Source organism: Paenibacillus endoradicis (assembly GCF_024721975.1).
Genome location: NZ_JANQBB010000003.1, coordinates 123,616 through 135,753 on the forward strand (window position 1 = coordinate 123,616; position 12,138 = coordinate 135,753).

12 protein-coding genes are annotated in these 12,138 nt (G+C 37.4%); 9 read left to right on the forward strand and 3 right to left on the reverse strand.

The annotated features are described in order from the left end of the window. Nucleotides 1-36: 36 nt before the first annotated feature. Nucleotides 37-681, reverse strand: a complete 645-nt coding sequence (locus tag NV377_RS10880; protein ID WP_258201247.1) for a hypothetical protein — start codon at nt 679-681, stop codon at nt 37-39. A gap of 228 nt (nt 682-909) precedes the next feature. Here NV377_RS10880 and NV377_RS10885 point away from each other — a divergent pair, with 228 nt between their 5' ends. The 5 genes from NV377_RS10885 (at nt 910) to NV377_RS10905 (ending at nt 6,105) form a co-directional block, all read left to right on the forward strand. Next, nucleotides 910-1,401: a GNAT family N-acetyltransferase gene (locus NV377_RS10885; RefSeq protein WP_258201248.1), complete on the forward strand. Its 492-nt coding sequence runs from the start codon at nt 910-912 to the stop codon at nt 1,399-1,401. Between the two features lie 93 nt (nt 1,402-1,494). Next, entirely contained in the window at nt 1,495-2,247 is a 753-nt protein-coding gene (gene map / locus NV377_RS10890) for a type I methionyl aminopeptidase (RefSeq protein WP_258201249.1), read from the forward strand. 111 nt (nt 2,248-2,358) lie between these two features. After that, nucleotides 2,359-4,614, forward strand: a complete 2,256-nt coding sequence (locus tag NV377_RS10895) for an ATP-dependent helicase (protein WP_258201250.1) — start codon at nt 2,359-2,361, stop codon at nt 4,612-4,614. A gap of 4 nt (nt 4,615-4,618) precedes the next feature. Then, on the forward strand, nt 4,619-5,356 hold the full coding sequence (locus NV377_RS10900; protein WP_258201251.1) for an ABC transporter ATP-binding protein: 738 nt from the start codon (nt 4,619-4,621) through the stop codon (nt 5,354-5,356). After that, nucleotides 5,353-6,105, forward strand: a complete 753-nt coding sequence (locus NV377_RS10905) for an ABC transporter permease (RefSeq protein WP_258201252.1) — start codon at nt 5,353-5,355, stop codon at nt 6,103-6,105. Before NV377_RS10900 ends, NV377_RS10905 begins: the two co-directional genes overlap by 4 nt. A 315-nt stretch (nt 6,106-6,420) precedes the next feature. Here the strand turns inward: NV377_RS10905 and NV377_RS10910 are convergent, their stop codons facing one another. Then, nucleotides 6,421-6,639, reverse strand: coding sequence for a hypothetical protein (locus NV377_RS10910; RefSeq protein WP_258201253.1), 219 nt, complete (start codon nt 6,637-6,639; stop codon nt 6,421-6,423). A gap of 340 nt (nt 6,640-6,979) precedes the next feature. On the opposite strand from NV377_RS10910, the gene NV377_RS10915 reads away from it, so the two are divergent. Continuing rightward, the gene (locus tag NV377_RS10915) at nt 6,980-7,828 is read left to right on the forward strand and encodes a sugar phosphate isomerase/epimerase family protein (protein WP_258201254.1); all 849 of its coding nucleotides are present in this window, start codon (nt 6,980-6,982) and stop codon (nt 7,826-7,828) included. 133 nt (nt 7,829-7,961) lie between these two features. Continuing rightward, nucleotides 7,962-8,960, forward strand: coding sequence for a sporulation protein YunB (gene yunB, locus NV377_RS10920; protein ID WP_258201255.1), 999 nt, complete (start codon nt 7,962-7,964; stop codon nt 8,958-8,960). A gap of 273 nt (nt 8,961-9,233) precedes the next feature. On the opposite strand, the gene NV377_RS10925 is transcribed toward yunB, so the two are convergent. Next, entirely contained in the window at nt 9,234-10,253 is a 1,020-nt protein-coding gene (locus tag NV377_RS10925) for a M23 family metallopeptidase (RefSeq protein WP_373425818.1), read from the reverse strand. A 168-nt stretch (nt 10,254-10,421) separates the two neighbouring features. On the opposite strand from NV377_RS10925, the gene lipA reads away from it, so the two are divergent. Next, nucleotides 10,422-11,387 carry a lipoyl synthase gene (gene lipA / locus NV377_RS10930; protein ID WP_258201256.1) on the forward strand — a complete coding sequence of 322 codons (966 nt, stop codon included), beginning with the start codon at nt 10,422-10,424 and terminating at the stop codon, nt 11,385-11,387. 20 nt (nt 11,388-11,407) lie between these two features. After that, nucleotides 11,408-12,088 (forward strand): YutD family protein, encoded by a 681-nt coding sequence (locus tag NV377_RS10935; RefSeq protein ID WP_258201257.1) that lies wholly within the window; start codon nt 11,408-11,410, stop codon nt 12,086-12,088. The last annotated feature ends 50 nt before the right edge of the window (nt 12,089-12,138 follow it).

Here is a 12,138-nt window from a genome sequence, read left to right on the forward strand (position 1 = left end):
AGAACGATTGTATACAATCGTTCTTTCGCTCTTTTGTTATGATGTAACTTTATGCTTCTCGATAAATGTTGTGATCTCATCAAGCTGTGAGCTATTGCTAGATGGTACAGCGTAGGTAGCGCCCCAGTATCCTGACGGTGTTACCCCTTGAGCAGTGAAACCATATAGATCAAGATCATGTAGAATACGATGCATATAGCGCATTGCCTCAAGATTGCGTTGTTTAGTAGCAATATTCAGCAAAGCGATCATATTGTTCATATCTTTAACGATCTCTTCCTCTTGCGATAAGTTATCCCGAATACTTTCGTATTCAGATTGCTGGAGGAAGGTAGATTCCATAATTTTTGACCATTGTTCGTCAGCATCAGTAGTGTAATGATCAATACGTCCACCCATAAGATAGTAATCTGATTGAGAATGGAGTACTCTTAATTTCTTAATGGCGTTATACCCGTTAGACTCCTGATCAATTAGATACTCCTGAGAAGGGTATTTAATAGGTTCATTATCTATCTCATCAGCTTCTTCTACTAAACCATATAAATCAGCGTAATAAGCAGACTTTTGCTCTTCGTCTTTTATTACATTGTTGGCAAATATGATCGTTGAAATCAATGTAGTTAGAAATGCTACTATACTAATAATACCAATAACTATTCCAATTTTGTTTTGTTTCACGTCTGTTAGCTCCTGTTGAATAAATGACTTAGAGTTTCTTTAAAACACTCAAGCATACATTATACTGCAAAAGCTATACATAACACCTTGAAATTTTTGACTATCAACTATAAAATTTGTTTATTAGATGAAATTAATGAAACGAAATAATGTTAATTGGTATTTACGATTCCCACATCTAGCATTAATATGCATGGAAATGAACATGATAATTAAGGAGACGTATAAGTGATCCATTTCGAACCAATATCGATCAAACATCTTCAATATATTCGTGAAATATATAATGAATATGTCAAGACAACAACAGTATCATTTGATTTAGAACCCGCCACAATAGAGAAAATTACAAAGTTAACGATGCATGATGAAAAGAGATTTTGTTCATTTGTCATAAAGGAGGATAATGAGGTTATTGGTTATGTACTTTTATCACCATTTATCCAAAAACATGCTTGTTTTCGTACTGCAGAAGTAACAATCTATCTTGATGTTCGTTATGGTAGGCGAGGTATTGGAAGTCGAGCACTTGAATTTATTGAAGAGCAAGCTCGTGCTAACGGTTTTCACACGTTAATTGCAGTAATTTGTACTGAAAACGAAAGCAGTATCGCCGCATTCTCCGCAAAAGAATATCAATTGAAAGGTATCATTTCGCAAGTGGCCTATAAATTCGATCGGCATCTGGATGTATGTTATTATCAGAAGTTATTACTGTGAATCAAGTGACAAAGTAGTTGCAAAAACTCATCAATTACGGTAAATGTGATATAGTAAGAAGAAGACATAATAAGAAAGAAAAGTGGGATACAAATGATTGTCATTAAAACAATGGAAGAAATTATGAAAATGAAGCAAGCAGGAGAAATTCTAGCTGCTTGTCATAAAGAAATAGCAAAAATGATTAAACCAGGTATAAGTACGATGGAAATCGATAAATTTGCTGAAAAATTTATGCTAGACCATGGAGCTACCCCAGAACAAAAAGGATATCATGGTTATCCGTTCGCAACATGTGCATCTGTTAACGATGTGATCTGTCACGGTTTTCCTAGTAAGGAAATGATCTTGAAAGATGGCGATATCGTAACGGTTGACATGGTTGTTAATCTTAATGGTTGGCTAGCAGATTCTGCTTGGTCATATGGTGTAGGTCAAGTTGCTCCTCAAACACAAAAATTACTAGATGTCACGAAAGAATCTATGTATAAAGGTATTGAGAAAGCTGTTATCGGTAATCGGATTGGTGACATATCAAATGCGATTCAAGTTTATGCTGAGGCTGAAGGCTTCTCTGTCGTACGTGACTTTATTGGGCACGGTATCGGATCTGAGATGCATGAAGAGCCACAAGTTCCTCATTATGGACCAGCAGGCAGAGGAACACGCTTGAAAGAGGGTATGGTTCTAACCATTGAACCTATGCTAAATATTGGAAAATACCACGCAAAAGTAGATCCTGATGGTTGGACTGCTAGAACGGTAGATGGTAGCCTATCAGCTCAATACGAACATACCCTTGCCATTACAGCAGATGGACCATTTCTAATTACAAAACAAACTTAATATAATGCCCGAGCATACCATCCCATTAATATTGGACTGATATGTTACGGGCATTATTCAGTTATACGGAATGTATAAACTATAGATTTAAAGAATAAATATGAGGTGCCTATGTTACACGCATTTTTGCAACAATATAAAGATTTGGTACAACTTAATGAAGTCCAACAACAAGCTGTAGAACATTTTCAAGGTCCGTTATTATTACTTGCATCACCTGGATCAGGAAAGACAACTACGATTATTATGAGAATCGGATATCTAGTCAGCTATCATAAAGTTCAAGCACACCAAATTATTGCAGTCAGCTTCAGTAAAGCGTCTGCTCGTGATATGAGCTTACGCTATGAACGCTTTTTCCCTGAGCTTCCGAAAGTGAAATTTTCAACGATTCATAGTCTGGCATTTGAGATTGTTATACAAGGATTACGGAAACAGGGAATATCTTATGAAGTGATTGATGGTTATGACAAAAAATTAGATGAAGAAGTAGAAGATCAAGAAGTTAGACTTCATAAAAATATAATATTACGCCAATTGTATGAGAAATTATTTCATGAAAAACTGAAAGATGAATTGCTTGATGAGTTGTTGTCATATATAAGCTATGTGAAAAATAAAATGATCCCGTCAGAGCAATGGAATCTTGTACCTTGTAAAGTGAAGCAGGCGGACGAGCTCCTACGAATGTATGAACAATTTAAGCAATCGCAAGATAAGTTGTTACTAGATTTCGATGATATGCTTGTTTATGCCGAAAAGACATTAAGAGAAGATCTTGCTATTCGGAATATGTACAAACGTAGATATCGTTTTATGTTAACAGATGAAAGTCAGGATACTTCGCTTATTCAACATCATATTATTGCGCTACTTGTGGAAGATCATCAAAATCTTTGCGTCGTTGCTGATGATGATCAATCGATCTACAGTTGGAGGGGGGCAGAACCATCTTATCTGCTATCGTTCAAGGAACATTATCATTCTGCAGTAATCATGTATATGGAGCAAAACTATCGTTCTTCTCAAGAAATCGTAACGGTAGCCAATCAATTTATTCGGAAAAATCATAATCGATATGCTAAACATATGTTTACTAATAATTCGGCCAGAGAACTCATTCATATTCATGATTTCCCATCGGTACAAGAAGAAATAAACTATATAGCAGGTGCATTGCAGCAATCTGATCAGTTACAAGAAGTTGCAGTGTTATATCGTAATCATTACTCATCTATTATGCTTGTAAATGAACTTGATCGCAGAGGGATTCCATTCTATATGAAGGATGGTGATGATCGTTTCTTCTCTCATTGGGTTGTTGAAGATATTTTGAATTTTATGAGATTAAGTTATACCGATCGTAGAATGGATATTTTCGAGAAGTTGGCCATGAAAATGAACGTGTACTTATCGAAACAGCAAATACTGCAGTGTAAACAATTGCATGAGCAGGAATCTATCTTTGAATTGTTACTTGCTAAAGTGAAATTGAATGATTACCAACCTGAACTCATTATTCGTGCTCAACAAACGGTACAATCGCTTCGAGATGTGAACCCTGTTGAAGCGATTCGCCTTATTCGTAATGATCTAGGATATGATAAAGCAATTATTGGATTATGTGAGCGATTAGGTTTTCGTAAAGAATATTTGATGAGTATCCTTAACAGCCTAGAAGGAATAGCAGAGGGTCAACATACATTAGAACAATTTGCTAACAGATTAAAGGAGCTTGAGCAAGCTCAAAAACAAGCTAAAAATAAAAAACGAGAAGCAGTTGTTACACTATCTACGTTACATAGCGCAAAAGGACTAGAATTCAATGTGGTTTATATGATGGATCTAGTGCAACAAGTGATTCCATCACGCACAGATCAAGATAGTGTTGAGCTAATGGAAGAGGCCGCTCGATTGTTCTATGTTGGAATGACGAGAGCAAGGCATAGTTTACATCTGATTACTTTGCAAAAATGGCAAAATGAACGGGCAAAAACCTCTGAATTTGTACAAGCGGTAAAAGGTATTCAAAATTTATTGCCGATGATGCTGGAGCAAACAATCTCATCACAAATTCAGCAAAAACTGGATCACATTGTGAATCATCAATCGTCGACGATTACACAATTTAGCACAGTGAAAAATGTTAAAGCGATAAACGTTAATGCCATTAAAGATGCGAATATGCTTGAAGCAGGTCTTGTAATTATTCATGAACAATTCGGCGAAGGTACGATAGAAGAAGTACAGCCCCCCAAAATTAAAATTAACTTTGTTAAGCATGGGTTGAAAACATTACAAGTAGAAATGTGTATTACGCAAGGGTTATTAGAATTACAACAAGAACAGAAAATATTGAATGGTTAGCTACATGAGTAGCTTCATTGTTGGTAGAGACTTGAATAAATGGGATAGAGTAGGTGGATATGTGACGGTAATGCTTGAACTAAGAAATATTAGTAAAAGCTTTCAAGAAGACCTCTCAGAGAAGCACTTATTTCAACATGTATGTGTCAATATTACAGATGGACACCGAATCTGTTGTACAGGCGAGTCCGGACAAGGAAAAACTAGTTTATTAAAAATTATTGCTCGATTAGATGTTCCGAATAACGGACAGTTGTATTGGCATAATGTCGAAGCTTCACGATGCGATGTTATGCTTTGGAGACAACAGATTCATTACGTTGCACAGCAAGCAGTAATGTTGCCAGGGACAGTTAAAGATAATTTGCAGTTGCCAAGCCTACTTCATGGAAGAGTTTTTCAACAAGATAAAGCACAGCAATTGATGAATCAATGTGGACTTCAGCAATTGGATTGGCAAACTTCAGCAGAAAGTCTTTCAGGAGGAGAGAAGCAGCGAATTGCACTTATTCGTGGCTTATTGTTGGAACCAAAAATATTATTGCTCGATGAGGTGACCGGCTCACTTGATACACATAATCGTGATTTAGTAGAATCACTATTGCTCCAATGGATTGAGGAAACAAATGGTTCATTCGTTTGGATCTCTCATGACCCTAATCAGGTGAAGCGGGTTAGTAGTGAGCAATGGTATTTTGCGGAGCATCACGTAACGATATGTCGGGAGGAAACTTCTGCATGAGCATGCTAAGTTTAAGCTTTACTTTATTATTCATAGCCGTAACGATATTTATTTCAATGAAGAAGAAATTACTGCTAGAGAAAGATATTTTTATAGGTACAATACGTGCAAGTATTCAGCTTATTGCTATTGGATATATTCTCAATTATGTGTTCGCTACGGAAAACATCTGGTTATTTTTTGCGATTATTAGCATTATGATTTTGGTGGCTGCTCATAATGGAGCAAAGCGAGGCAAAGGGTTTCGCGGAGCCATGTGGAAAATTGCATTATGCATTTTCATTATAGAAATATTTGTTATGTTAATCTTACTGGGCATGAAAATAATTGAGCCAACTGCTCAATATATTATCCCACTTAGTGGGATGACGATCGGTAATGCAATGGTAGTGTCTAGTTTGTTTCTTACTCAATTGAAACGAGAAGTTGAAGCATCACGCGGAGATATAGAAACTTTACTCGCACTTGGAGCGAATGGCAAACAAGCATTACAAAGCTTACTTGCTCGTTCTGTGAAATTCAGTATGATTCCTACAATCGACAGTCTCAAGACTGTAGGGGTAGTTCAATTGCCTGGGATGATGACCGGAATGATTATTGCCGGCGCAAGTCCAATAGAAGCTGTTAAGTATCAACTATTGATTCTATTTACGCATACAGGTGCAGCTGCATTAACAAGTATTATATTAAGTATATTATTTCATAAAAGCGTATTAACTAAAGACTTACGGATGCAAAAAAACATCTAGTGAGTTCTCCTTGAGCCGCAAATGAGCATCGTATCTGAACTCAAAGTGGTTGTTCCTGCCTTTGTGTAGTAATCATTGTTCTAAATTTATAAATGCAGATAGTAGAGGATGAGTACCATTCCTCTACTATCTGCATTTTTTATTCCGTTATGTTCATTTCGTTAGAGTAATAAAAAACATTGAAGTAGCGGAGCAAACAGTTGATGTGGAAAAGTGGTAATATTCGGTCTTATCCAAGGATATATACCTTCAACAAAATCGATAAATCCTTGTATAAAAGCCGATTGGAGCAACGTACTGTTTGCGCAGCTCTTATTACTTGTTAGCTTTCAGTAAGAAAAATTCGCAAGTTTGGCGAGTGTGATAAGTAATATCACCAACTGATGCTTGAGTTACTATTTTTTGTTCATCAAAGCGTACAATGATTGCTTTGTTATCAATAATTTGATTATCTTGAAAGACACGAATCTTTTTTTCTTTATCCAATGCTTCTTGAAAATCAGCATCAGTTATTAAGCGGTATAGTAAGGCCATAATTCCTCCATCTTCTATAGTTGATTATTTCTTTATATAGTCAATTATAATCAATTGAAATGAAAAAGCGATCAATAAGAGAAAAGTATATGAATCATGACAGTGATATGCTATTACAATCGGAGCCCGTTCCGAGAACTAATTACTGTTTCAATCGGAGCCCGCTCGGAGAACTAATTACTTTTCCAATCTCCGTTGTCCTCGGATTTATCGTAAAGGTAATAGTGGTATAAATCCGAGGACAAAAACGAACGCTACCGCTTTTCCACTAGTGATTAGTTCTCTCCGCTACATAAGTCGGTAGAACTGAACATAATAAAAAGTTTTAGGAGGAGTTAATATGAAGTTTTCAGTATTTACTGTAATGATGCCTGATTGTAATATAGAGCAGACGGTACAACTGCTTAGTGATAATCAATATGATGGAGTAGAGTGGCGTTTTATCGATCCTGACCTAACAAAATCGAGTGAAGCGCCATCATTTTGGGGAAATAACTACTCAACAGTACCTGCTAGCTCAACGATTGAACAACTTCAGTATGTAAGTAATTTGAGTAAGGGATTCGGACTTTCACAACCTAACCTTGCATCGTATATAACGTGTGGAGATTTGATTGCTACTGAGCGAGCGATGAAGGCTGCACAACAGTTAGGAGCTCCGTCTATTCGTATTGGAGTCCCATCGTATGACGGCACGATCTCGTATCAGCAATGTCTTGCTGATGGTAGAGCTTATCTTGATCAAGTGCAACAACTAGCACAACAGTATAAGGTAAAGGGAGCTATTGAGACACATCATGGCAATATTGCCTGTAGTGCATCTGCGGCACTTCGATTGGTAGAAGGATTTGATCCGAGTTGCATCGGGATCATTTATGATCCTGGCAATATGGTACATGAGGGTTATGAACATTATCAGATGGGACTTGAGATGATTGGTGATTATTTAACTCATGTACATGTGAAAAATGCGTCATATGCCTTGTTAACTTCCGATGATAGTGAGGCTGCTATTTGGCAAGTACATTGGAGTGCTATAGATAAAGGAGCTGTTCAATGGCATCGTGTAATAAAGGCATTGAGGGCGATCGGATATGATGGTTGGTTGAGTATGGAGGATTTCAGTTCATCTCAATCAACGGAGTCCTTACTACAGCATAATATCTCATATATAAAATCTTTACTTTAACAAGGTATCATATATTCAGTAGGAGCGTTGCTGACGAGCAATGCTCCTATTTTATTTTACATATACTCAAAATCTTCTTTTTTACTAGACCTAAGCATAAGAATAATTAGGCTAGTACAAAGGAGGTTCCAATGTGGCTAAATGGGGGAAAAGAGGAATTCTATGGCATGTCACAGAATTTCTAGCAGTTATCAGTAATTCCTTACAATTAGGAAGTTCTTCTCAGACTAAAGGATGGAAAAGAAAAAACTCTATAGGTGAATGGAATGCGTCAGCGCAATCAAATAAACAGATGAGTTTTAAGACACCGAAACCGGCGAGAAGATTGACAGGTTTTATGCCACAACCTGTCAAAGTACATGCAACGAAACAGAAGAAAAAATGGGGTTTCAAAAAAATAGGTATTGTAAGTCTTGTTATCATTTTATTAATTACGATTCCGTCTTTCATTTTCGTAGAGCGGAACTTAAGAGACCCACTTATGCATGTTGCAAAAATAAGAGTGAAGCAAATTGCAACTCAAGCGATAAATCAGGCCATTACAGAACAGGTGACTCAACAATCGCAAACGGAAGAACTTATTGACTGGAAGATGGATAGTAATGGGAAGGTATCCGGATTCATGCTTAATTACTCCGAGCATATGAGAATTACTTCTGCAACGATCGAGACGGTTCAAAATGCTTTGTCTGATCTGCAACAGATTCCAGAGCGAATTCCAATCGGTCATGCATTTAATAGTGCAATAATCTCAAATTACGGACCCAAAATACCAGTGACATTCGAACCACTCGGCGCTGTAAAGGTTGAATTAAATACAAGAGAAAAAGATGCTGCTATCAATATGGTACTTATTGAGGTATATATTAAAGTTATTACAGAGATTTCGATTATTATTCCGTTTGATACAGAACCAGAATTGGTAGAAGCTGAAATACCTATATCGTATTTACTAGTTGTAGGTGATGTACCAATGTATTATTACGATAGTACCGGTAAACCAATAGGTGATTCAGCACCTCAAGCACCTAATATCTCAGTGCCACTTTCAGATGGTGCGGGGATTTCAAGTGGAAAACAAGAAGAACAGCCACAGACGACGTTAGAAGGGAACATAATTGAGACTCCGTAATAGTGGGTGCCCGCTCCAAAAACAAATCACTGTTCTAATCGCCGTTGTCCTCGGATTTATCGTAATAGTAACAGCAGTATAAATCAGAGGACAAAAACGAACGCTATCGCTTTTTCACTAGTGATTAGTTCTTTCCACTATAGCGTTGGGGATGAATCAAAATAAAGTAACCTTTACCTTAATCCGCTTGATAGAATGATTAGTCTGAGCATGGTATTTCTTACGAAGTAGTATGACATGCACAAATATTAAAAGAACGTAAGAGACTTGACCTTAAGGGCGAAGTCTCTTACGTTCTTCATTTTCCCAACGTTTTAAGCTTGGGTATGGATCAAATGCCCATTCAATATAACCACGATCAGAATAAATTCCATAATGCAAATGAGGAGGGAATTTACCTGAAGTGCCAGGTTTACCATACCCAGAACTACCAACCCATCCAATGACTTCACCTGGAGTTACAACTTGACCGATCGTGAGATCTTTCGAGAATCCTTGTAGATGCGCATAATAATGATAATGATTGTTAAGATCACGGATTCCAATTCGCCACCCGCCGTAGCGATTCCAACCTTTAATCTCGACGACGCCATAGCATGTACTTTTCACATTAATCCCATATCCAGCGAACAAATCAGTGCCTTCATGGATTCGTTTTCCACCCCAACCCCGACCAGCCCCCCAGGTATCACGATAAGAATAAACAGAACCGAGAGGTAGAGGAAATGCATGTTCGAACAAATCAAGCTTATTATATTGACTATAAATCCGTTCGAATTGTTGTATTCGTTGGACAGATCTACTATTTTGGTAATAATTCCATAAACCGATAGATACCTCTTCATCTGAAGTTCCAGTTTTACTTACGGCATAAAGTAGAGAATACAATAGATCAGCATCATCGTTTCTTGAGACGATATTGTCACTGTTACCATCTTTGCCAATCCCATCAAACCATTGTATGGAGTTTGGATGTTGATCGTTTTGATCTGGGTTAAGTGTTCCAACCCAATTAAGTTCATCCACATATATTCCTACATCGGTTCCAAGTTTAGGACGAGCTTTAGGACGAGCTTTAGATATGGTTCGCTCATATTGATCGATCGCTGCGATCCATTGCCATCTTATGTTTGTTAACAATGACATGCTCTCGTAAAGCTGCATTCGCTGTGTAAAGATTTCCTCATCTGATTGCTTTTCAGGTTCTACAGCATATGTAGAATAAGATGGGATGGAAGCATAACTGAATAGGAAGATGATTACAATAACTGTTAATCTACGGATTTTGAACAATGTGATCATCCTTTCAAGGATTGGTTACTATATATGGTTCTCGAAAATGATGAAAAATATCCGAGGGGTGAGCAGTTCTAATCGAATTGGGTCTATTTATTTCAAAAAATATGATATAATAATGTCAATGTCGTCAACAGAAAAGTATTTGAAAGCAGGTACCCTTCAATGAAACAACGTGAAAAGCTAGAAAAGCCAGACTGGCTTCGCATTAAATTAACTACGGGTGGAAACTACTCAGAGATTAAGGATATGATGCGTACTAAAACGCTACATACCGTTTGTGAAGAAGCGCGTTGCCCTAATATATATGAATGTTGGACAAATCGTACGGCAACGTTTATGATTTTGGGAGATATTTGCACCCGCGCATGTCGTTTTTGTGCAGTTAATACCGGGATGCCAACTGAGCTTGATCTACAAGAACCAGATCGTGTTGCTGAAGCTGCTGAACAGATGGACTTGCGCCACTGTGTCGTTACTTCTGTAGCTCGTGATGATCTTGCTGATGGTGGAGCAATGATTTTTGCAGAGACAATTCGTGCTCTACGTAAGAGATTACCATTCTGTCGAGTAGAAGTACTTATACCAGACTTCATGGGGAATTGGGATGCTTTGCAGGTTGTTATGGACGCAGGTCCTGATATATTGAACCATAATATTGAAACGGTGTCTCGTCTTTCTGATCGTGTTCGTGCGAAAGCGAAGTATGAGCGTTCACTTGAACTTCTACGTCGCGCAAAAGAAATGAAGCCAAAAATCCCTACTAAATCAAGTATCATGCTTGGCGTAGGGGAACAGTGGGATGAAATTTTGGAAGCGATGGATGATTTACGAGCAGTAGACTGTAATATTTTGACGTTAGGTCAATATTTACAACCTACTCCAAAACATTTACAAATTGATCGATATGTTCACCCCGATGAATTTGCAAAATTGAAACAAGAAGGATTACGTCGTGGATTCCGACATGTTGAGTCTGGGCCTCTAGTCCGTAGTTCTTATCATGCACATGAACAAACTGATTCTGCACATGCAGCAATTCAAGCAGAAACACAATTAAAATCTATGTCAGAATTAGCCGATCAGGTACAAACGCCCTCATCAGGCGCTTGCTCGAGTATGCTGGTCTAAAGCTAGGAAGAGGTGTTGCAATGGCTTTAATTCATATCACAGGAAAATCGTATGAATTAATTATCGAAAACCGTAGCGGTTGGAATGTCGAAGCTTTTCGTAATCGATACAGCGAAGTATTAGAACGATATGATTATATCGTTGGAGATTGGGGCTATAATCAGCTTAGACTTAAAGGTTTTTTTCGAGATGGCCATCAAAAAGCAACGAAAGATTCTACGTTCTCCTATGCTACAGATTACATCAATGAATATTGCAATTTCGGTTGTGCCTATTTTGTTTTAGAGAAAAAAATAGATGTATCAACTGAGCGAAATGATGAAGATATTTATATTGATGAATTAGAAATTATTCCGGATGAACCTACAAATAAAGAAGAGAAATCTGCAACAGGTACGGAAGGTAAATCTTCTAACCAAGAGCATAGAAGAAAGTCATCTCAGAAGTCTAATGATGCTGGTGTTGAAAAATATTTTGAGAAGTCGAGTGAGAAGAGTAAGCAACGTTCTGGAAACCGACAAAACTCAAAAGTACAAGCCGAAGATACTTCAGGTGCTAAGTCTGAAGGTAAGAAGGAAGGTAGACCTGACGGTAAACAAAAGCGCAAAGAGCATTACTACCGTAAAGGAAACCGTTCACAAGATAAAAAAGTGAGAGCCAATAAATCGCAGTCTGAGCAATTATCGACTGTATCAGAATAAAGAAAAGAGCTGTAATAACTAGCTAGGATTGTATATCAATCCTGCTAATT